Annotated in this window: 21 protein-coding genes; 12 read left to right on the top strand and 9 right to left on the bottom strand. The window is 54.8% G+C overall.

Annotated features, from left to right (window positions below; genetic code table 11):
• Positions 1-61: 61 nt before the first annotated feature.
• The gene (locus DBR02_RS18555) at positions 62-1,696 is read right to left on the bottom strand and encodes an ABC transporter substrate-binding protein (RefSeq protein ID WP_107535077.1); all 1,635 of its coding nucleotides are present in this window, start codon (positions 1,694-1,696) and stop codon (positions 62-64) included.
• A 270-nt stretch (positions 1,697-1,966) separates the two neighbouring features.
• Between DBR02_RS18555 and yccA the strand changes: the two genes are divergently transcribed.
• Both yccA and tusE read left to right on the top strand, forming a co-directional pair.
• Positions 1,967-2,626 carry an FtsH protease modulator YccA gene (gene yccA / locus DBR02_RS18545; RefSeq protein WP_047726838.1) on the top strand — a complete coding sequence of 220 codons (660 nt, stop codon included), beginning with the start codon at positions 1,967-1,969 and terminating at the stop codon, positions 2,624-2,626.
• A gap of 88 nt (positions 2,627-2,714) precedes the next feature.
• On the top strand, positions 2,715-3,044 hold the full coding sequence (tusE, locus tag DBR02_RS18540) for a sulfurtransferase TusE (protein WP_003858129.1): 330 nt from the start codon (positions 2,715-2,717) through the stop codon (positions 3,042-3,044).
• Here the strand turns inward: tusE and yccX are convergent.
• A complete protein-coding gene (gene yccX, locus DBR02_RS18535) occupies positions 3,041-3,322 on the bottom strand; it encodes an acylphosphatase (protein ID WP_173937209.1) in 282 nt (93 codons plus the stop codon). The genes tusE and yccX overlap by 4 nt on opposite strands.
• Before the next feature lie 93 nt (positions 3,323-3,415).
• On the opposite strand from yccX, the gene rlmI reads away from it, so the two are divergent.
• Both rlmI and hspQ read left to right on the top strand, forming a co-directional pair.
• Entirely contained in the window at positions 3,416-4,606 is a 1,191-nt protein-coding gene (rlmI, locus tag DBR02_RS18530; RefSeq protein WP_102749639.1) for a 23S rRNA (cytosine(1962)-C(5))-methyltransferase RlmI, read from the top strand.
• A gap of 60 nt (positions 4,607-4,666) precedes the next feature.
• A complete protein-coding gene (hspQ, locus tag DBR02_RS18525) occupies positions 4,667-4,984 on the top strand; it encodes a heat shock protein HspQ (protein WP_006809336.1) in 318 nt (105 codons plus the stop codon).
• Positions 4,985-5,016: 32 nt separating this feature from the next.
• On the opposite strand, the gene DBR02_RS18520 is transcribed toward hspQ, so the two are convergent.
• On the bottom strand, positions 5,017-5,430 hold the full coding sequence (locus DBR02_RS18520) for a CoA-binding protein (RefSeq protein WP_006809337.1): 414 nt from the start codon (positions 5,428-5,430) through the stop codon (positions 5,017-5,019).
• A 172-nt stretch (positions 5,431-5,602) separates the two neighbouring features.
• Between DBR02_RS18520 and csgI the strand changes: the two genes are divergently transcribed.
• Together csgI and mgsA are read left to right on the top strand one after the other, a co-directional pair.
• A complete protein-coding gene (gene csgI, locus DBR02_RS18515; protein WP_107535075.1) occupies positions 5,603-6,265 on the top strand; it encodes a curli synthesis inhibitor in 663 nt (220 codons plus the stop codon).
• Between the two features lie 80 nt (positions 6,266-6,345).
• The gene (gene mgsA / locus DBR02_RS18510) at positions 6,346-6,804 is read left to right on the top strand and encodes a methylglyoxal synthase (protein ID WP_006809340.1); all 459 of its coding nucleotides are present in this window, start codon (positions 6,346-6,348) and stop codon (positions 6,802-6,804) included.
• A 39-nt stretch (positions 6,805-6,843) separates the two neighbouring features.
• Here the strand turns inward: mgsA and helD are convergent, their stop codons facing one another.
• A complete protein-coding gene (gene helD / locus DBR02_RS18505) occupies positions 6,844-8,898 on the bottom strand; it encodes a DNA helicase IV (protein WP_107535074.1) in 2,055 nt (684 codons plus the stop codon).
• A 122-nt stretch (positions 8,899-9,020) separates the two neighbouring features.
• Between helD and DBR02_RS18500 the strand changes: the two genes are divergently transcribed.
• Both DBR02_RS18500 and yccS read left to right on the top strand, forming a co-directional pair.
• Complete coding sequence (locus DBR02_RS18500; RefSeq protein ID WP_107535073.1) at positions 9,021-9,467, top strand: YccF domain-containing protein; 447 nt, start codon at positions 9,021-9,023, stop codon at positions 9,465-9,467.
• Positions 9,468-9,485: 18 nt separating this feature from the next.
• On the top strand, positions 9,486-11,648 hold the full coding sequence (yccS, locus tag DBR02_RS18495) for a YccS family putative transporter (protein ID WP_107535072.1): 2,163 nt from the start codon (positions 9,486-9,488) through the stop codon (positions 11,646-11,648).
• Here the strand turns inward: yccS and DBR02_RS18490 are convergent.
• Positions 11,605-12,231, bottom strand: coding sequence for a TfoX/Sxy family DNA transformation protein (locus tag DBR02_RS18490; protein WP_063449134.1), 627 nt, complete (start codon positions 12,229-12,231; stop codon positions 11,605-11,607). The genes yccS and DBR02_RS18490 overlap by 44 nt on opposite strands.
• A gap of 217 nt (positions 12,232-12,448) precedes the next feature.
• Here DBR02_RS18490 and sulA point away from each other — a divergent pair, with 217 nt between their 5' ends.
• Entirely contained in the window at positions 12,449-12,958 is a 510-nt protein-coding gene (gene sulA, locus DBR02_RS18485) for an SOS-induced cell division inhibitor SulA (protein ID WP_063449135.1), read from the top strand.
• 356 nt (positions 12,959-13,314) lie between these two features.
• Positions 13,315-14,367 carry a porin OmpA gene (ompA, locus tag DBR02_RS18480; protein ID WP_017694761.1) on the top strand — a complete coding sequence of 351 codons (1,053 nt, stop codon included), beginning with the start codon at positions 13,315-13,317 and terminating at the stop codon, positions 14,365-14,367.
• Positions 14,368-14,432: 65 nt separating this feature from the next.
• On the opposite strand, the gene matP is transcribed toward ompA, so the two are convergent.
• The gene (gene matP, locus DBR02_RS18475) at positions 14,433-14,885 is read right to left on the bottom strand and encodes a macrodomain Ter protein MatP (protein WP_006809347.1); all 453 of its coding nucleotides are present in this window, start codon (positions 14,883-14,885) and stop codon (positions 14,433-14,435) included.
• Positions 14,886-15,070: 185 nt separating this feature from the next.
• Here matP and DBR02_RS18470 point away from each other — a divergent pair, with 185 nt between their 5' ends.
• Both DBR02_RS18470 and fabA read left to right on the top strand, forming a co-directional pair.
• A complete protein-coding gene (locus DBR02_RS18470) occupies positions 15,071-16,831 on the top strand; it encodes an AAA family ATPase (RefSeq protein ID WP_107535071.1) in 1,761 nt (586 codons plus the stop codon).
• A gap of 68 nt (positions 16,832-16,899) precedes the next feature.
• Positions 16,900-17,418 (top strand): bifunctional 3-hydroxydecanoyl-ACP dehydratase/trans-2-decenoyl-ACP isomerase, encoded by a 519-nt coding sequence (gene fabA / locus DBR02_RS18465; RefSeq protein ID WP_000227926.1) that lies wholly within the window; start codon positions 16,900-16,902, stop codon positions 17,416-17,418.
• Between the two features lie 71 nt (positions 17,419-17,489).
• Here fabA and rmf read toward each other — a convergent pair whose 3' ends face one another.
• The 3 genes from rmf to pqiB form a co-directional block, all read right to left on the bottom strand.
• Positions 17,490-17,657: a ribosome modulation factor gene (rmf, locus tag DBR02_RS18460; protein WP_003858162.1), complete on the bottom strand. Its 168-nt coding sequence runs from the start codon at positions 17,655-17,657 to the stop codon at positions 17,490-17,492.
• A gap of 254 nt (positions 17,658-17,911) precedes the next feature.
• A complete protein-coding gene (gene pqiC / locus DBR02_RS18450; protein ID WP_063449138.1) occupies positions 17,912-18,478 on the bottom strand; it encodes a membrane integrity-associated transporter subunit PqiC in 567 nt (188 codons plus the stop codon).
• Positions 18,475-20,115, bottom strand: coding sequence for an intermembrane transport protein PqiB (gene pqiB / locus DBR02_RS18445; protein ID WP_063866301.1), 1,641 nt, complete (start codon positions 20,113-20,115; stop codon positions 18,475-18,477). Before pqiB ends, pqiC begins: the two co-directional genes overlap by 4 nt.
• Between the last annotated feature and the right edge of the window lies 1 nt (position 20,116).

The following is a 20,116-nucleotide window of genomic DNA, read 5'->3' as shown; positions in this document are numbered from 1 at the left end:
ATGCGTTTAATCGGTTGAATTGACGACAGATTGGCCATTTTGGCAGCATACTATCCCCGGCTTAGCGCGAGTGCTTTTTGATGTACATATCTTTGGTGTAGTAGTACCCAAGCTTGTCCGGCGTGAATCCCCCTACCCACGGTTTCACCAGGTGCGTGCGCACGTAGTGATAGACAGGGATCGCCGGTACGTCACGTCCCAGCAGATCTTCTGCCTGCTGGTAGAACTTACCGCGCTCCTGAGCCGTTTTCGATTTCGCCGCATTCACTAACGCCCGATCGTAGTCCGGATTGCTGTACTGAGTGGTGTTTTGGCTGTCCCCGGTACGGAAGGTGTTCAGGAAGGTTGCCGCATCGTCGTAATCGGCAATCCAGGCGTAGCGCACCGCGTCAAAGTTGTGGGTGTGCATGGTATCAAGCATGGTTTTCCACTCCTGATTTTGCAGCTTCGCCTCCACACCGAGGTTCTTCTTCCACATTGAACTGGCGGCAATTGCAATGCGCTGGTGCGATTCCGAGGTGTTATAGAGGAGATTAAAGCTGAGCGGATGGCTATCGTTAAATCCGGCTTCGGCCAGCAGCTTTTTCGCCTCGGCAATGCGTTTATCCATCGGCCAGCTGGCGTAATCCGGGTTCTGTAGCTTGACGCCGCCAATGTCCGGCTGGCTGATCAGCCATGCCGGACGCTGCCCCTGCCCTAACACTTTCCCGGCGATAATGTCTTTATCCAGCGCCAGGTTCAGCGCCCTGCGCACGCGGGCGTCGTTGAACGGCGGCCGGGTGGTATTGAACTGATAATAATAGGTGGCAAGCTGCGGAGAAACGTCCAGCTCGCTCCCCAGCGTTTTCTTCAGCTGAGCAAACTGGTTGATCGGCACCGTGTAAACAATGTCGATTTCGCCCGCTTTGTAGCGGTTAACGTCTGCGGCTTCAGAGGAGATGGGCAGATAGGTCACCTTGTTGATGACGGTATGTGCGTTATCCCAGTAATGTGGGTTCCGCACCGCCACGATGCGTTCGTTAACCACCCACTGTGACAGCTTATAGGCCCCGCTGCTGACGAAGTGCTCCGGTTTAGTCCACTTCTCACCGAAACGACCGACCAGGACTTTATCTATCGGCACCAGAGACGGGTGAGCCAGCATCGCCAGGAAAGCGGCATTTGGCTGCGTGAGCGTAACTTCCAGCGTGGCGTCATTGATGGCTTTCACGCCCAGCGACTCGGGGGCTTTTTTGCCTTCTGCGATATCGGTGCCGTTAACGATACGCATGCTGCCGGGATAGCTGGCATACGGTGAAACGGTTTTCGGGTCGACCAGTCGCTGCCAGCTCCAGACGATATCTTCTGCGGTGATGGGGGTTCCATCGCTCCAGGTGATGCCCGGACGCAAATGAAAGGTCCAGACGGTGTTATCTTTATTTTCCCATTTCTCCGCCAGGCGCGGCTGGATTTCACCTGTTGGAGAGACGCTGACCAGCCCGTCGAATAAATCGCTGATAATATTAAATTCGACATCGCTTTCGACTTTATGCGGGTCGAGCGAGGCGGGTTCACTGCCGTTGTTCCTGACCAGTTCCTGCTTATCTGCCAGTTGGGTTCCTGCCGGCACGTTAGCCGCCCAGGCTGCCGTGCTGGCGCACAGGATCCCCGCGGTTAACAAAGAGAGCGTAAAGTGCGTGCGTGTTTGTGATTTCATTTCCTTCGCCTTATTGTCTGTTTTTATGACGATCCGGAAATAACTCTTAGCGGCCTTAGGGAAATAACGCAATATTTTTCAGTAACCTATAAGAGGTTGATCTGCATCCGCTTTGCAAACCGCACTTCATTCTGAGGACAAGCGATTTTTCAGAAGAAAAAACCAGCATAATCCCTAAGGGGCTGAGTAAAGATGGGTAAAACCACTTTGCGTCTGCCGCGCCGTTTCTTATTCTTTGCGCTAATTACATCTGTCATAAGAGAGTGACTCATGGATCGTATAATTTCTTCTTCACGCGACCGCACATCGCTACTCAGCACGCATAAGGTGCTGCGCAATACCTATTTCATGCTCAGCCTGACGCTGGCGTTTTCAGCCATCACCGCGACGGCCAGCACCGTGCTGATGCTGCCTTCTCCGGGCCTGATCCTGACGCTGGTGGGTATGTATGGTCTGATGTTCCTGACCTATAAAACCGCGGATAAGCCGGTGGGTATTCTTTCCGCGTTCGCGTTTACGGGCTTCCTGGGCTACATCCTGGGGCCAATCCTGAACGCCTATCTGTCTGCCGGAATGGGCGACGTGATCGGTATGGCGCTGGGCGGCACCGCGCTGGTGTTCTTCTGCTGCTCGGCCTACGTGCTGACCACCCGTAAGGACATGTCCTTCCTCGGCGGTATGCTGATGGCGGGTATCGTGATTGTGCTGGTCGGTATGCTGGCGAACATCTTCCTGCAATTGCCTGCTCTGCATCTGGCAATCAGCGCGGTGTTTATCCTGATTTCATCCGGCGCAATCCTGTATGAAACCAGCAACATCATTCACGGCGGTGAGACCAATTACATCCGCGCCACCGTGAGCCTGTACGTGTCGCTGTACAACATCTTCGTCAGCCTGCTGAGCATCCTGGGCTTCGCCAGCCGCGATTAACCCACCGTGCTGTGAACATGGCCCCGCTTATGCGGGGCTTTGTTTTTTTGGTAAACTGATGCGGTTTTTGACTAACGCGTGAATGATTATGTTGAGTTTTGAAGGCAAAGAGATCGAAACCGATAACGACGGTTATCTGAAAGAGAGCAGCCAGTGGAGCGAAGCGCTGGCGGAGAAAATTGCGGAAAACGAAGGAATCACCCTCTCCCCGGAGCACTGGGAAGTGGTGCGCTTTGTGCGCGAGTTTTACCTTGAATTCAACACGTCGCCGGCGATCCGCATGCTGGTCAAAGCCATGGCGAATAAGTTTGGCGAAGAGAAAGGCAACAGCCGTTATCTGTATCGCCTGTTTCCGAAAGGCCCGGCAAAACAGGCGACAAAAATTGCCGGCCTGCCAAAACCGGTAAAATGCATTTAATAGCGAATACTGAAGTCAGCGTATTCCCGGCCGGGTTGATGCGGTTCCGTTAAAACCTTATCAACCCGCGCGCTTCGCGGTCCGCCCGCTTTTAGCCACGCCACCAGCTTCTCAACCTTATCCGCATCACCGCAGGCGACTACCTCCACGCTGCCATCATCCATGTTACGCGCATACCCCGTCAGCCCGAGCTGTAGGGCTTCGCGCTGGGTGCTGTAGCGGAAACCGACGCCCTGTACGAGGCCGTGGACCCAGGCAATGGTGCAAACATTTGACATCATCCTTCTCCTTATCCGACTGGCGCGTTGCATTTCCTCACTGAAGTCGGGAAAATGGCGGCCATTTTACTGGAATCGACAGAATAGCAAATTATGAGCGTACGTTTAGTGTTAGCCAAAGGGCGCGAGAAGTCATTACTGCGCCGTCATCCCTGGGTCTTCTCCGGCGCGGTTGCCCGCATGGAAGGCAAAGCCAGCCTCGGCGAAACCATCGATATTGTTGACCATCAGGGGAAATGGTTAGCACGCGGCGCATACTCGCCCGCCTCTCAGATCCGCGCGCGCGTCTGGACGTTCGATAAAGATGAAACCATCGATATCGATTTCTTTGTCCGCCGTCTGCAACAGGCGCAGCAGTGGCGCGAGTGGCTGGCAAAGCGCGACGGACTGGACAGTTATCGTCTGATTGCCGGTGAGTCTGACGGCCTGCCTGGCGTGACCATCGATCGCTTCGGCAATTTCCTGGTGTTGCAGCTGCTGAGCGCCGGGGCGGAATACCAGCGTGCTGCGCTGATCAGCGCCCTGCAAACGCTGTTCCCGTCATGCGCCATTTACGACCGCAGCGACGTGGCGGTACGTAAAAAAGAGGGCATGGAGCTGACGCAAGGCCCGGTCACCGGCGAATTGCCGCCTGCCCTGCTGCCTATTGAGGAGCACGGCATGAAGCTGCTGGTGGACATCCAGGGCGGCCATAAGACCGGTTATTACCTCGACCAGCGTGACAGCCGTCTGGCAACGCGCCAGTACGTTGCCGATAAGCGCGTGCTGAACTGCTTCTCCTATACCGGCGGCTTTGCGGTCTCTGCTCTGATGGGCGGCTGTGCCCAGGTTGTCAGCGTCGACACCTCCCAGGAAGCGCTGGACGTGGCGAAGCAGAACGTCGAGCTGAACAAGCTGGATCTGAGCAAAGCGGAGTTTGTGCGCGACGACGTGTTTAAGCTGCTGCGTAAATACCGCGATCAGGGCGAGAAATTTGACGTCATCGTGATGGATCCGCCGAAATTCGTGGAAAACAAAAGCCAGCTGATGGGCGCCTGCCGTGGCTATAAAGACATTAACATGCTGGCGATCCAGCTGCTGAACCCGGGCGGCGTACTGCTGACATTCTCCTGCTCTGGACTGATGACGACAGATTTATTCCAAAAAATCATCGCCGATGCAGCAATAGATGCGGGTCGTGATGTACAATTTATAGAGCAGTTCCGTCAGGCCGCCGATCACCCGGTGATCGCCACCTACCCGGAAGGGCTGTATCTGAAAGGGTTTGCCTGTCGCGTCATGTAACTTGAAAAGAGAAATATTGCCCGCACATAGTGTGTATGTGATGTTTCCCGGGAGGTGACTATGATTGCCAGCAAATTCGGTATCGGCCAGCAGGTCCGCCACACCTTGCTTGGATATTTGGGTGTGGTCGTGGATATCGACCCGGAGTATTCCCTTGATGAACCGTCAGCAGACGAGCTGGCGGTTGACGCAGAGCTTCGCGCCGCGCCCTGGTATCATGTGGTCATGGAGGGCGACGATGGTCAGCCTGTCCATACCTATCTTGCCGAAGCGCAGTTGAGTGGTGAATTACAGGATGAGCATCCGGAACAACCCACTATGGACGAGCTTGCTCAGACCATCCGCAAACAGTTACAGGCACCAAGACTGCGAAATTAAAGGTGTAAAAAAGCCCGTCAAGCGGGCTTTTTTTATTTTGCGAGCCCCAGACGGGGGATGTCGATTGCCGGACAGCGATCCATTACCACCTTAAGCCCGGCATCGCGTGCCAGCACGGCCGCCTGCTCATTGATTACGCCCAGCTGCATCCACAGCGTTTTCGCACCAATGGCGATCGCCTCCTGCGCCACGCCCCAGGCCGCCTCTGAATTGCGGAACACGTCCACCATATCCACCTTTTCCGGCACATCCGCGAGCGTCGCATAGCCCTGCTGGCCCAGCAGCGTTTTCCCCGCCACCTTCGGCGAGACCGGGATCACGTGATAACCCTGATCCAGAAGGTATTTCATTACCCGATAGCTTGGACGATCCGGTTTGTCGCTCGCGCCAACCAGCGCGATAGTGCGCGTGGACGTCAGGATCTCGACAATGTCGTTCTCTTTCATGCTCTTCCTCCTGGTTTTTTTCAAAGTGTACGTCAAAGCAGCCATCTCAACCACGCCGTCCCTACAGAAGTATGAGGGCAAAACGGCAGAATATGTCTATATGTTAGTAAACGTGATTATCGAAAAATTTTGATACATTCTTACATGGGTAGTTTGTCTACAGGAGTCTGCTATGAAAACCGGCATTGCCTCGGCTGTGGTTGCGTTGATCATGCCGGTGTGTGTTTTCGCAACCACCCTCAGACTCTCACCGGACGTTGACCTGCTGGTGCTGGACGGGAAAAAAGTCTCCAGCTCCCTGCTGCGAGGCGCAGACAGCATCGAGCTGGATAACGGTCCGCATCAGGTCGTTTTTCGGGTGGAAAAGACGATTCGCCTCGCCGACAACGAACAGCATATGTACATTTCTCCGCCGCTGGTCGTCAGCTTTAACACGCAGCGTATCAGTAAGGTCAACTTCAGGCTTCCGCGTCTCGATACAGAGAAAGAGTCACAGGCCTTTGACGCTTCGCCACGCATTGAACTGGTGGACGGGGATTCCATGCCCATCCCGGTAAAGCTGGATATCCTGGCGCTGACAAACAGGCCCAAAGGAACGGATTACGAAGCAGACACGGCGATCTATAACAGAGCCAGCCGACCCGCCTCCCTGCCTCAGTTCGCTACCATGCTGGCAGACGACAGCACCCTGCTTTCGGGCGTACCGGAGCTGGATGTGCTTCCCCCTCAGTCGCAGACGCTCACCGAGCAACGCCTCAGGTTCTGGTTCCAGAGTGCCGATACGGATACGCGGGCCCGTTTTCTGCAATGGGTGAAACGACAACCGTCGTCGTAAGCCACATTTTTTCGTCCTTTCTCTTGCAGCATCAGTCAGTTCCCGTCATCGTGTAGCGAGGTAACTTCACGGATAAGATTATGGAACTGACAACACGCACACTTCCGGCGCGCAAGCACATTGCTCTGGTTGCGCACGATCACTGTAAACAAATGCTGCTTAACTGGGTTCGTCGCCATCAGCCTCTTCTCCAGCATCATGCTCTTTCCGCCACGGGGACAACCGGTAACCTGATCCACCGCGAAACCGGCCTGGAAGTGAATGCCATGCTGAGCGGCCCGATGGGGGGTGACCAGCAGGTCGGCGCTCAGATTTCGGAAGGCAAAATCGACGTACTGATTTTCTTCTGGGACCCGCTGAACGCGGTGCCGCATGACCCGGACGTAAAGGCGCTGCTGCGTCTGGCGACAGTGTGGAACATTCCGGTGGCGACAAATCTTTCAACGGCCGATTTCATCATTGAATCACCGCAGTTTAACGATCCGGTAGAGATTTTGATCCCGGATTACCCGCGCTATCTTGCGGAAAGGCTGAAGTAGTTTTTTGCCCGGTGGCGCTGCGCTTACCGGGCCGACATGTTACGGCTTTCTCGCTAACGGCACGTCAATACTCTTCAAAATATCGACAAACACCGACGGCTCCTCTTTGTTGAACAATAGCCACACGCGATGCCGCGCGCGGGTTATCGCCACGTACAGCAAACGCCGCTCTTCGGCATCCGGGAAATCTTCGGGAACCGGCAGTAACGCCTCTTCCATCACGGATTCCCGCGCGGGTGCCGGGAAACCGTCGCTCCCCTCTTTTAGCCCCACCACAATCACGTAATCAGCCTGCTGCCCTTTACTGGCGTGAATGGTCATAAAATCGAGCTGTAGTTTTGGCCAGCGCGTCGCCGCTTTTTCCAGCGCCGCGGGTTTGAGGTGGTGGTAACGCGCCAGCACCAGGATGCGCTCATCGGGTTTCGCATAGCCGCTCAGTTTGTCCAGCAGCGGCTCCAGCTGATCCTCCGCCAGCAGGGTGACGGCCTTTTTATCCCCCGGCGTCAGGCTGTTAAGCGGCTTCGACAGCTGATGCGGGTTCTGCTGAATAAAGCGGTTGGCAATTTCACCAATTCGCGCGTTAAAGCGGTAGGTGGTGTCGAGATCGCTGCGGTCGCCTTCACCAAAATAGTGGTGGAAAGCCGTGGTGAGGGAAAGCTGCGCCCCGCTGAAACGGTAGATTGCCTGCCAGTCATCGCCCACGGCAAACAGCGACGTGTGTTTATTCTGCGCCCGCAGCGCCGAAAGCAGCGCAGCGCGCTGCGGCGAGATATCCTGAAACTCATCCACCAGAATGTGTTTCCACGGACTAACGAAGCGCCCTTTTTCCAGAATGATAATGGCCTGATGGATCAGCCCGGAAAAATCGACCGCGTTTTCCTCTTTCAGCGCGGTTTTCCACGCTTTGAGCATCGGCGCCATCAGCTTAACCCGCTTAGAGAATACGGCGCGGATCGCTTCCGGTGCGCTTTCTATCATCTCGGCCTGAGAGCCGCCGTGCATCCGCATCAGGCTTACCCACCGGTCGAGACGGGAACCCAGCCGGCGCGCCAGCTTTTCATCCTGCCAGAAGCTGCCCTCCGGCACCGCCCAGTTCAGCTCCTCTTCAAGCCACTGACGCCAGCCTTTCGCCTGCGCCTTTTTCTCGCTGCACTGCTGACGCCATGTCTTAATAAACAGCGCCTGGCGAGCCTGAGCATCACTCTCCAGCTTGCTGACAACAGGGACTTTTTTGCTGCCCTGTTGAATGATATGTAACGCGAGAGAGTGGAACGTGCGCGCCGCGATATCCTGAGTATGCAAACGCGCCTGAATGCGCTCGTCCATTTCCTGCGCCGCTTTGCGGCCAAAGGCCAGCAGCAAAATCTGGTCGGCAACCGCCTCGCCCGTCGTCAGAAGCCAGCCCGCGCGCGCCACCAGCACCGATGTTTTGCCGCTCCCGGCCCCTGCCAGCACCAGCAAAGACTGCTCGCCATTCACCACGGCGCGCGCCTGGGCAGGATTGAGGGGCGATGATTCCACCGTGCTGAAGAAATCGGCATATTGCGTAAGCATCGCATCGGTCCAGGCCTGATTGTGCCCCAGACGGCTTTTCTCAATATCGCTGAGCCATGCCTGACACTGCCGCCACGCGTCACGGCAGTTATCAAATTCCTCCAGCCGCGCCACGGGTAAAGGCAACGCCGTCAGCGCCTGGGTGATTTTTTGCTGAAGCCCGGCGGTTTGCTGACGCGTCAGCCACTTCTGCTGGGTATTGCTTAACGCGATATCGTCCAGCACCTGGTGCAGTACCTGTGCGGCAATCACGCTCATCTCCTGGCTCCACTGCTGCCAGCGCGCGTTCAGATGATGATGGAAGCGCTGGGTTTCACCCCACTCCGTCCCGTGGAGTCGCACCACTTTCTCTGCCGGCAGGACGAACTCCAGCTCGCCCCACACCAGCCCACGCTTGCAGTGGATGGCCAGCAGCTGATTAAACGGAATAAGGTATTCGTGGCGTTCACCGGAGACTTTCACTCCCGCATTGAGGAGGACAACCTTGTCGTAAGGGTGCTGCGCCAGGCGTTTGCCCATTGAAGTAGCTTTCAGTTCCATATCCTGCCGGATCCACGAGGTAATAATTTGTCAGACAGTTTAACTGCCAGTTTTAAGGTGCTCCAGCCCAAAAAAACGTTACAATCACCAGGCGTTAATCATATCGAAGGAAATGAGGGTTTATGCGTACCGTTCTGAATGTGTTGAATTTTGTCCTTGGCGGTTTTGCCACCACCCTTTCCTGGCTTTTCGCCACCCTGGTGAGCATTGTGCTCATCTTTACGCTTCCGCTGACGCGCTCCTGTTGGGAAATCACCAAACTGTCCCTCGTTCCTTATGGAAATGAAGCCGTACACGTGGATGAGCTGGAGCCGGAAAGAAAAAATGCCCTGAAGAATACCGGCGGCACGCTGCTGAATATTCTGTGGCTGATCTTCTTTGGCTGGTGGCTGTGTCTGATGCATATCTTCGCCGGTATCGCCCAGTGCATTACGATTATTGGCATTCCGGTTGGCATCGCTAATTTCAAGATTGCCACCATCGCCCTGTGGCCGGTCGGACGCCGCGTTGTCCCGGTCGAAGTGGCGCAAGCCGCGCGTGAAGCCAATGCCCGTCGTCGTTTTCAGTAATAAGGACTGGCCGCTCTCATGCTAAGCCCCCTGATTCGTCGCTATACGTGGAACAGTAATTGGCTGTATAACGTCAGGATCTTTATCGCTCTCTGCGGCACCGTGGCGCTGCCGTGGTGGCTGAATGACGTTAAGCTCACCATTCCCCTCACGCTTGGGGTGGTGGCCGGCGCGCTGGCCGATCTTGACGACCGCCTGGCCGGACGTTTGCGTAACCTGGTCATCACGCTGGTCTGCTTCTTTATTGCCTCCGCCTCCGTGGAGCTGCTTTTCCCCTGGCCCTGGCTGTTTGCCTTAGGGCTGACGGTGTCGACCAGCGGCTTCATTTTGCTCGGCGGCCTCGGGCAACGCTACGCCACTATCGCGTTCGGCGCCCTGCTGATTGCCATTTACACCATGCTGGGGGTCTCCCTTTACGATCAGTGGTATCAGCAGCCACTCCTGCTGCTGTTGGGCGCTATCTGGTATAACCTGCTGACCTTAACCGGGCATCTTATTTTTCCGGTCCGTGCCTTGCAGGACAACCTTGCCCGCAGCTATGAGCAGCTGGCCCACTATCTGGAGCTGAAGTCGCGGCTGTTCGATCCGGATATCGAAGAGGATAGCCAGGCGCCGCTGTACGATCTGGCGCTGGCAAATGGCCAACTGGTCGCTACGCTGAACCAGACCAAAGCGTCTCTGCTCACCCGTCTGCGCGGCGATCGCGGTCAGCGCGGTACCCGACGCACCCTCCACTACTACTTTGTCGCCCAGGATATTCACGAGCGCGCCAGCTCCTCGCATGTGCAGTACGCTGATCTGCGCGAGAAATTCCGCTACAGCGACGTGATGTTTCGCTTCCAGCGCCTGCTGTCGATGCAGTCTCAGGCCTGCCAGCAGCTTGCGCGCTCAATACTGCTGCGCACGCCCTATCAGCATGATCCTCGCTTTGAGCGCGCGTTCAGTCACCTGGATGCGGCGCTCGATCGCGTTCAGGCCAGCGGAACCTCGCCGGAGCAGTTCAAAGCCCTGGGATTCCTGCTCAACAACCTGCGAGCCATTGATGCCCAGCTGGCCACCATTGAGTCTGAACAGGCGATGGCGATGCCGGCCAACGATGCTGACAACCGGCTTGCGGATGACAGTCTGAACGGCTTCAGCGATATCTGGCTGCGCCTGAGCCGTCATTTTACGCCGGATTCCGCACTCTTTCGCCATGCGGTGAGGATGTCGCTGGTGCTGTGCGTGGGCTATGCATTTATCCAGATAACAGGGCTGCATCACGGATACTGGATCCTGCTGACCAGCCTGTTCGTCTGCCAGCCGAACTATAACGCTACCCGCCATCGACTTGCGCTGCGTATTGTCGGGACGTTAGTCGGGGTCGCCATCGGTCTGCCGGTGCTCTATTTTGTGCCTTCTGTAGAAGGACAGCTTATCCTTATTGTGATCACCGGCGTGTTGTTCTTCGCCTTCCGCAATGTGCAGTACGCTCACGCCACAATGTTCATCACGTTGCTGGTGCTGCTCTGCTTCAATTTGCTGGGGGAAGGGTTTGAAGTTGCCCTCCCCCGCGTGATCGACACGCTAATCGGCTGCGCCATTGCCTGGGCAGCGGTGAGCTTCATCTGGCCTGACTGGCGTTTTCGAAACTTACCGCGCGTCTCCGACAGAGCAATGAACGCCAACTGCCGCTATCTGGACGCCATTCTTGAGCAGTACCATCAGGGTCGCGATAACCGTCTGGCCTATCGCATTGCCCGCCGCGATGCGCATAACACTGACGCAGAGCTGGCTTCAGTCGTCTCTAATATGTCAACAGAGCCGCGCGCCACGGCAGAAATTCGCGAAACGGCCTTCCGGCTGCTGTGCCTGAACCACACGTTCACCAGCTATATCTCTACCCTGGGCGCCCACCGTGAAAAGCTGACCAATCCGGAGATCCTGGCGCTGCTGGACGATGCCGTTTGCTACGTTGATGACGCGCTTCATCACCAACCTGCGGATGAGCCGCGGGTGCACCAGGCACTGGATGAACTGGTGCAGCGTATTGCACACCTGGATCCGGGGACCGACAACAAAGCTCCGCTGGTCCTACAGCAAATTGGCCTGCTTATCGCTTTGCTGCCGGAAATTTGTCGACTGCGACAGCAGATTGCTACCTGGCGGAATGATGCCCCTGCGACTCAGGCAGCGCATTAAACCACTCCGTAAGCTCCCGGCGAATATCCGCCGGGAGTGCCGCTTCGTGAAGCCCTTCGATGGCGCCTTCAAGCGCGAACAAAACCCGGATGCTCAGCGCCTTATTTCTGGAGCGCATTTTCAGCCAGCTCGTCTTCGCACCCAGCTGTCGTAGCGTCTCTTCATTGGTGATACCCGCTTCCATCAGCAGGACCTCAATCTGAAAAGTCAGGTTTGGCAGGTCTTTTAGCCGGTTACGCTGATGGCGCTGGTAGCGCTCTTTCCTGGCAGCATCGAGCGCAAACGAGGAGAGCTGAAGCAACTTTTCCCTGTTTTGCCAAAGCCCCTCATCCACACGATAGTAATTAAGCAGAACAGGACGTCCTCGTTTCATCAGCGTCAGAAAAGAGGAGGCATTTTTTACACAGTATTTTGCACTCTGCTCACAGGCGCGAAGATAAAGCTCACCGTCAGACACCATTGCAAACACAGCTTCATCCACGGCCAGGGTATAACCGCCAAACAGGGCTCGATGGTGAATTTCACCCAGCGGAGAGAGGTATTCCTGCGATTGATAAATCCGCTCATAGGATATCTTTTTCATGATAATTCCATTTAAAATCATAGAGTAAACACGATATTTCTTACTAACGGATCCGTTAGCAGGAAAATAGGCAACTTATTGCCGTTGGGCAAGATGATTTTTTCAGGTTCACCGGGAATGGATGAAATTTGCGAGTCGCTTTCCGAAAATGAGGTTGATCTTTATGCACACAGGGGTTACTGTATATCCATACAGTAACCACAGGGCTGGAATGAACATGTACACTTCAGGCTATGCAAATCACTTAACACCTTCTACTTCTGCCGCAGGCAATGTTGCGCAGAATTCTATCGGGCGTGTATCGACAGGGCTTATCAGTGAAGTGGTTTACCGTGAAGACCAGCCGCTGTTAACACAACTGTTACTCCTGCCGCTTTTGCAGCAGCTCGGCCAACAGTCTCGCTGGCAGCTCTGGCTGACGCCACAGCAAAAATTAAGTCGTGAATGGGTTCAGTCGGCGGGTCTGCCGTTGGCGAAGGTAATGCAGATCAACCAACTCTCCCCTTGCGATACGGTCGAGTCGATGGTTCGGGCATTACGTACCGGGAACTATAGCGTCGTGATTGGATGGTTACCTGAAGATCTGTCGCAAGAGGAACATTTGCGTCTGACTGAAGCTGCTGAAGAAGGTAATGCGATGGGGTTCATCATGCGGCCGGTTCGTGAAGATTCCTATCGCAGAGGACAACATCCCGGGCTAAAAATTCACTCAAATGTGTACCATTGAGTCATTTTAAGAGTTTTCCTGGAATTTTTTTCGACCGCAGTATGCAAAAAAAGTTCAATGCGCCAAAACTGCGGCAAGGCTTGTCTGACGCGGTTCTCGTTAATTTTACTGCACAAAAATCGTTCAAAAAATGTTAAATATTAGGTATACGGAACTTTTTTTTTCATATGCCTGACGGACTTCACACTTGTAAGTTTTCAGCTACGTTGTAGACTTTACATCGCCAGGGGTGCTCGGCCTAAGCCGAAGATATCGGTAGGTTTATATTTGACCACGCCCCCCGGTGAAGGATTTAACCGTGATTTCTCCGATGGAGATATTCATGGCAAATTTTGGATGATAACGAGGCGCAAAAAATGAAAAAGACAGCTATCGCGATTGCAGTGGCACTGGCTGGCTTCGCTACCGTAGCGCAGGCCGCTCCGAAAGATAATACCTGGTATGCAGGTGGTAAACTGGGCTGGTCTCAGTTCCATGACACCGGTTGGTACAACAGCAGCCTGAACAACGATGGCCCTACTCACGAGAGCCAGCTGGGTGCAGGTGCGTTCGGTGGCTATCAGGTTAACCCGTATGTTGGCTTTGAAATGGGTTACGACTGGTTAGGTCGTATGCCGTACAAAGGCGACAACGTAAATGGCGCTTTCAAAGCTCAAGGCGTTCAGCTGACCGCTAAACTGGGTTACCCAGTAACTGACGATCTGGACGTGTACACCCGTCTGGGCGGCATGGTATGGCGTGCAGACTCCAGCAACAGCATCGCTGGTGACGACCACGACACTGGCGTTTCCCCAGTATTCGCTGGCGGCGTTGAGTGGGCAATGACCCGCGACATCGCTACCCGTCTGGAATACCAGTGGGTTAACAACATCGGTGACGGTGCTACCGTTGGCGTTCGTCCAGACAACGGCATGCTGAGCGTTGGTGTTTCTTACCGTTTCGGTCAGCAGGAAGATGCGCCAGTCGTAGCTCCAGCGCCGGCTCCAGCTCCAGAAGTACAGACCAAGCACTTCACTCTGAAGTCTGACGTTCTGTTCAACTTCAACAAAGCTACCCTGAAACCAGAAGGTCAGCAGGCACTGGATCAGCTGTACACCCAGCTGAGCAACCTGGATCCTAAAGACGGTTCTGTAGTGGTTCTGGGCTTCACCGACCGTATCGGTTCTGACGCTTACAACCAGGGTCTGTCTGAGAAACGTGCTCAGTCTGTAGTTGATTACCTGGTATCTAAAGGTATCCCAGCTAACAAGATCTCCCCACGTGGTATGGGCGAATCTAACCCAGTTACCGGTTCTACCTGTGACAACGTGAAACCACGCGCTGCACTGATCGACTGCCTGGCACCAGATCGTCGCGTAGAGATCGAAGTTAAAGGTATCAAAGACGTTGTAACTCAGCCTGCGGCATAAGTTATCGTCTTATAAAAAAACCCCGCCATGCGGGGTTTTTTATTATCTGAACAAAAGCAAAAACGTTATTTTTTACCCAGCAGTGCCTGCAAATCGTTCTTCAGCGTCGACATCTGGCTGGCATACTTCTCTTTATGCTCGGCATCTTCAATCAGCTGCACCACCGTTTCCGACAGCGTTTTCCCGCGCCGTTGCGCAAGCCCGGCCAGACGTTGCCAGACCATAAACTCCAGGTCGATAGATTTCTTACGGGTGTGCTGATGCTCGGCATTGAAATGCCGTTTACGACGAGCGCGGATAGTTTGCTTCATCCGGTTCAACAAGGCCGGATTAATATGTTTCTCGATCCAGCCGTTGACCTGTACCGGTTCGTTTTCGAGGGTCAGCAACATATCCACAGCTTCTTGTGCCGCGCTGGCTTCGATGTAGCAGGTGATCAGCTCCCCTTCACGGTGCTTTTTGACCAGGTACTTCCATTTCCAGCCGCTTTCGAGGTTTTCCAGTTGTTGATATTTCATTGCGATCTCAGTGTTACCGTGTAACTCAGTTCAGAATATCAGTTTTTTAGCAATCTGCTGAAAAGAAATCATATCCTGTGAAACGCTGCGGCAGTCCGCATGATGAAAACCCGAATCCTGATTGGGCAGAGTGCGCCGCTTACGGTATACTCCACGGTTTTACTTCTGACTAAAAAACATCAACTTTGACCATTACGAAACTTGCATGGCGTGACCTTGTTCCGGATACCGAAAGCTATCAGGAACTGTTTACACAGCCAGACCTCACAAAAGAACACGAATACATACTTAGCGAGACACAACCGCGTTTGCATTATGCGCTGGAGCAGATGTCATCCCCATGGGCCACATCTCCCTTCATGCTGCTCAAAGCCCCGGAAGAAGCCGAGTATTTGACGCTTCTCGGTGATGCCATGCGCCAGCTGCAGCCAAAAACGAACGCCGTTTTTGGTGGTCAGTATCATATTGCCGGACGCGACGTGACGTTCGAACCCGCCGCACAGGCCGACGGGCTGTTCGCAGCCAAAGGCGAAGTGATTACTGCCAGCTGGGCGGAAGCCGAACAGCTGTTCGGTTGCCTTCGTCAGTTCAATGGCGAGGTGTCACTGCAACCCGGGCTGGTACACCGCGCGAACGGCGGCGTGCTGCTCATTTCCCTGCGTACGCTGCTTGCGCAGCCGCTGCTGTGGATGCGCCTGAAAACGGTAGTGACGCAGCAACGTTTTGACTGGGTAGGCTACGACGATTCACGTCCTCTGCCGGTCTCCATCCCGTCGATGCCGCTGTCGCTGACCGTCGTGCTGACGGGCGATCGCGAATCGCTGGCGGACTTCCAGGAAATGGAGCCTGAACTCGCGGAGCAGGCTGTCTATAGCGAATTTGAAGACAATATTCAGATTGCTGATGCCGATGATATGGCGCAGTGGTGCCAGTGGGTGATGGCCGTGGCGGAACGTTTCGCGCTGCCCTCGCCTGCCAGCGATGCGTGGCCTGGTTTAATCCGCGAGGCCGTACGCTACACCGGCGATCAGGAAACCCTGCCGCTCTGCCCGCTCTGGATCAGTAAACAGCTGCGTGAAGTCGGCGTAATCAGCGGCAACGGTACGTTTACCGGCGAGCAGCTTAGCCAGATGCTGGCCCAGCGCGAATGGCGCGAAGGCTATCTTGCTGACCGTATGCAGGATGAAATTCTGCTGGAACAGATTCTGGTGGAGACCGAGGGCGAACGTATCGGGCAAATCAACGCCTTATCCGTCATCGAGTTCCCAGGACACCCGCGCGCCTTCGGCGAGCCTTCCCGCATCAGCTGTGTGGTGCACATTGGTGACGGCGAATTTACCGATATTGAACGCAAGGCGGAACTGGGCGGAAATATTCATGCTAAAGGCATGATGATCATGCAGGCATTCCTGATGTCTGAACTCCAGCTCGAGCAGCAGCTCCCCTTCTCTGCCTCGTTAACCTTTGAGCAGTCCTACAGCGAAGTCGACGGCGACAGCGCCTCCATGGCGGAGCTGTGCGCCGTGATCAGCGCGCTTGCAGACGTGCCGATTAACCAGAACATTGCGATTACCGGATCCGTGGATCAGTTTGGTCGTGCCCAACCGGTGGGCGGACTGAATGAGAAAATCGAAGGGTTCTTTGCTATCTGCCAGCAGCGCGGTTTAAACGGCAAACAGGGCGTGATTATTCCGGCACCTAACGCTCGCCATTTGAGCCTGAGCCAGGCGATTCTGGATGCGGTAGAGCAGGAACAATTCACCGTCTGGGCCATCGAAGGCGTTGAGGATGCACTACCCTTACTGACGAACCTGGTCTGGGACGGCGAAGGCCAGACAACCCTGATGCAGACCATTCAGGAACGTATAGCTCAGGCGACACAGCAGGATGCTCGTCATCGTTATCCGTGGCCGTTGCGCTGGTTAAGTTGGTTTAGTTCAAACTGATCGGACTTGTTCAGCGTACACGTGTTAGCTATCCTGCGTGCTTCACTAAAATAAGGCTTACTGAGAACATGGTAGATAAACGCGAATCCTATACGAAAGAAGACCTTCTTGCCTCTGGTCGCGGTGAACTGTTTGGCGCGAAAGGCCCGCAGTTACCAGCCCCAAATATGCTGATGATGGACCGTGTCGTGAAAATGACCGAAACCGGCGGCAACTTTGATAAGGGTTACGTAGAAGCAGAACTCGATATCAACCCGGACCTGTGGTTCTTCGGTTGCCACTTTATTGGCGATCCGGTAATGCCTGGCTGCCTGGGCCTCGATGCCATGTGGCAGCTGGTAGGCTTCTATCTGGGCTGGCTTGGCGGTGAAGGCAAAGGCCGCGCGCTGGGCGTAGGCGAAGTGAAATTCACCGGTCAGGTTCTGCCTACCGCGAAGAAAGTCACCTACCGCATCCACTTCAAACGTATCGTTAACCGCCGTCTGATCATGGGCCTGGCGGATGGCGAAGTGCTGGTAGATGGTCGTCTGATCTATACCGCAAACGACCTGAAAGTGGGTCTGTTCCAGGATACCTCTGCTTTCTGATAACGGCTTTTAGCGCCTCCCAGAAAGGCGAAACCTCCGCATTGCGGAGGTTTCTTTTTAAAGAGACGGTATCAGGCAAGTACTGCCCTGTCTCCGATGGCTTCTCGCCAGCCCCCTAGCCATTGGGACCTTTGATTCAGGGCCTGATAGGGACACATTTCTTTAGAACGTCCGGCGATGCCAGCCTGATAACCACGTTGATGAGCCCTTTCCAGGCGATCTCGTTTCTGTCTCTTCATGCCTCGTTTCCCTCATTCTTTTGTCTGGTGGAAAGAAAACAGTGGTTGCAATATGTGCAAGCACAGTTAACGAATACCCCGAATCAGCTTCAGCGTCAACGTTCAAAATTCATACGGGTGTCATATTTGTGAGCTACATGGAAGATCGTTTGTACAAAAAATGTGATGCGGCACAAGTAACAGCCTGAGCGCAAAACGAAAAAAAAGCCGCCATCAGCGCGTCGCTGAGTGCGGCTTTTGTCGATGAATTTTACTTATGGCAGACGGGAAATCTCTCTGGCAATGGCCGCCGACTCCTGTGCCCAGCCCTGTGCCAGCACTTTCACCATTTCGTCATAGCCATCTTTCTGCTGCTTAAGCTCCAGATGGAAAGGACGCTTAATCAGCTGACCCTGGTGATTCAGCAGCCACTCCCCGCTGATAACCACGGCGCCGTCATAGCGGCCGTGAAACCCCGTCACGTTAACATTCAGCGTGTCCTGATCGCTTCCCAGAGGCTGTGAGGCGACTACCCAACCAGGAAGCTGGCTGCTCAGGTTCGCCACCAGCGTATTGCGAAGCTGCTGATCCAGCGGGCTGGCCCACAGGTTATTGTTGGCGATAACGTACTGCACATCGCTGGTCTGGTAGACCACCCCGTTGCCCGCCAGATAATCCGGCACGGCAACCTGTTCAACCCACAGCAGACGACTGCCCTGCGAGGTGCTGCTCTGCGCACCCGGCTGCGCGCTTAGCGGCAGCTGGTAGTAGCTTTTGTTGTCGCTTCCGGAGCTACAGGCCGTTAATACCAGTGCGCCCACGATGATTAGCCATTTTTTCATTGTTTCGCCCTCTTAGGCTCAGGATCCTTTTTATCTTTCGCTTCAAACACCAGCGCGTTGCTCTTTTCATTGAGCGTTTTCAGAACGGGCTGTAGCTCGCGTAAAACCTGATCAAGACGTTGCATATCCGCCACCATCTTGTTGTAGGCCGCCGAGCCCGGCTGGAAGCCCTGCATGCTGCGGTTCAGCTCGCGCAAGGTTTTCTGCATATCCTGCGGCAGCTGCTGCATGGACTGGTTAGCAGTGATCTTGTTGATATTATCCAGCGTGGTTTGCAGACGTTGCATCGTCGCCTGGCTCTGATGCAGTGAACCCGTCGCGGCTTCAAGCATTGGATTCAACGGCAGATTATTAATCTTATCCAGCGTTTCCATCAGACGCTGTTGGATCTGCGCCAGACCACTGCTGACCGTAGGAATGATTTTGTAGCCGCCAAATTCGCGGATACCCGTCATGGCAGGCGCTTTAGGATAGAAGTCCATATCGACATACAGCGCCCCTGTCACCAGGTTGCCGGTTTTCAGCGAGCCGCGCAGGCCGCGGTTCAGCAGGTCGCTGATATGCTCCCCGATATCCTGATCCTCACCTATCTGGTTAATCAAACGCTCAGGTTCGATGCGGATCAGCACCGGAATACGATAATCATCATCAAGCATCTGCTTAAGGCCCGGAACAAAGTAAGGCACTTGTCCCACAGTCCCCAGACGGATACCGCGGAACTCGACTGGCGCCCCTGGCTGCAAGCCGCGTACGGAGTCCTTAAAGAACATCAGGTAGTCAATGTGATCGGTATAGAGCGCATCCTGAATACTTTTTTGATCGTCAAACAGCCTGAAGGCGGTTTTCTCCGCCACCGGTTGTCCGAGATCCATGCCTTCCGGCACGTCGAAACTGACGCCCCCGCCAAACAGCGTAGTGAGTGAGCCCATTTCAACGCGCATACCCGCAGAGGTCAGATCCACCGCGATCCCGCTGTCTTTCCAGAAGCGAACGTTGCTGGTCACCAGGCGGTCATTAGGCGCATTGATAAAAAGCTGATAGCTGATGGTCCGTTTTTGCGGATCGAAGGTGCTTGTTTCAACCGAACCGACCCGATACCCACGGAACAGCACCGGATCGCCCGGCGAGAGCTGACCCGCTTTTTTGCTGTCCAGAATAACGCGGATCCCTTTTGCATCCGGCGGCGCAAGCGGCGGTGAATCCAGCAGCTGATAGTCTGCTGGCTGGGTACCTTTGCTGCCGGGCTGGAGTTCAATGTAAGCCCCTGAAAGCAGCGTCCCTAAACCGCTGATGCCTTCTCTTCCGACCTGAGGTTTCACCACCCAAAAAACGGAATCTTCATGAAGCAGTTTTTCCATGCCGGCATTCAGGCGGGCCTTGATTTCAACATGGGTTAAATCATCCGTCAGGGTCGCGCTTTCGACGACGCCCACATCCACGCTGCGGCTCTTGATGGTGGTTTTCCCGCCCTCAATCCCCTCTGCATTGGTGGTGATGAGCGTCACTTCCGGTCCCTGATGGCTGTAATGATAAAACAGGATCCATGCACCAATCAGCGCGGTCACGATGGGGAAAATCCACACCGGCGACCAGTTTCTGACCTTCTGCACTTTAGCCTCTCCACTCTTATTTTCCATG

This window comes from Enterobacter cloacae complex sp., assembly GCF_900322725.1.
Taxonomy (GTDB): domain Bacteria; phylum Pseudomonadota; class Gammaproteobacteria; order Enterobacterales; family Enterobacteriaceae; genus Enterobacter; species Enterobacter quasihormaechei.
The sequence above is the reverse complement of the archived record's forward strand: the minus strand, read 5'-3'. Positions and strand labels throughout refer to the sequence as shown.

What these genes read in the sequence shown, in the direction of transcription:
- matP (WP_006809347.1), bottom strand. Translation starts at nt 14,885, where the DNA reads ATGAAATATCAACAACTGGAAAACCTCGAAAGCGGCTGGAAATGGAAG.
- sulA (WP_063449135.1), top strand. Translation starts at nt 12,449, where the DNA reads ATGTACACTTCAGGCTATGCAAATCACTTAACACCTTCTACTTCTGCC.
- yccS (WP_107535072.1), top strand. Translation starts at nt 9,486, where the DNA reads ATGCTAAGCCCCCTGATTCGTCGCTATACGTGGAACAGTAATTGGCTG.
- ompA (WP_017694761.1), top strand. Translation starts at nt 13,315, where the DNA reads ATGAAAAAGACAGCTATCGCGATTGCAGTGGCACTGGCTGGCTTCGCT.
- DBR02_RS18555 (WP_107535077.1), bottom strand. Translation starts at nt 1,696, where the DNA reads ATGAAATCACAAACACGCACGCACTTTACGCTCTCTTTGTTAACCGCG.
- fabA (WP_000227926.1), top strand. Translation starts at nt 16,900, where the DNA reads ATGGTAGATAAACGCGAATCCTATACGAAAGAAGACCTTCTTGCCTCT.
- hspQ (WP_006809336.1), top strand. Translation starts at nt 4,667, where the DNA reads ATGATTGCCAGCAAATTCGGTATCGGCCAGCAGGTCCGCCACACCTTG.
- DBR02_RS18490 (WP_063449134.1), bottom strand. Translation starts at nt 12,231, where the DNA reads ATGAAAAAGATATCCTATGAGCGGATTTATCAATCGCAGGAATACCTC.
- helD (WP_107535074.1), bottom strand. Translation starts at nt 8,898, where the DNA reads ATGGAACTGAAAGCTACTTCAATGGGCAAACGCCTGGCGCAGCACCCT.
- tusE (WP_003858129.1), top strand. Translation starts at nt 2,715, where the DNA reads ATGTTGAGTTTTGAAGGCAAAGAGATCGAAACCGATAACGACGGTTAT.
- pqiB (WP_063866301.1), bottom strand. Translation starts at nt 20,115, where the DNA reads ATGGAAAATAAGAGTGGAGAGGCTAAAGTGCAGAAGGTCAGAAACTGG.
- mgsA (WP_006809340.1), top strand. Translation starts at nt 6,346, where the DNA reads ATGGAACTGACAACACGCACACTTCCGGCGCGCAAGCACATTGCTCTG.
- DBR02_RS18520 (WP_006809337.1), bottom strand. Translation starts at nt 5,430, where the DNA reads ATGAAAGAGAACGACATTGTCGAGATCCTGACGTCCACGCGCACTATC.
- csgI (WP_107535075.1), top strand. Translation starts at nt 5,603, where the DNA reads ATGAAAACCGGCATTGCCTCGGCTGTGGTTGCGTTGATCATGCCGGTG.
- DBR02_RS18500 (WP_107535073.1), top strand. Translation starts at nt 9,021, where the DNA reads ATGCGTACCGTTCTGAATGTGTTGAATTTTGTCCTTGGCGGTTTTGCC.
- yccA (WP_047726838.1), top strand. Translation starts at nt 1,967, where the DNA reads ATGGATCGTATAATTTCTTCTTCACGCGACCGCACATCGCTACTCAGC.
- pqiC (WP_063449138.1), bottom strand. Translation starts at nt 18,478, where the DNA reads ATGAAAAAATGGCTAATCATCGTGGGCGCACTGGTATTAACGGCCTGT.
- yccX (WP_173937209.1), bottom strand. Translation starts at nt 3,322, where the DNA reads ATGTCAAATGTTTGCACCATTGCCTGGGTCCACGGCCTCGTACAGGGC.
- rmf (WP_003858162.1), bottom strand. Translation starts at nt 17,657, where the DNA reads ATGAAGAGACAGAAACGAGATCGCCTGGAAAGGGCTCATCAACGTGGT.
- rlmI (WP_102749639.1), top strand. Translation starts at nt 3,416, where the DNA reads ATGAGCGTACGTTTAGTGTTAGCCAAAGGGCGCGAGAAGTCATTACTG.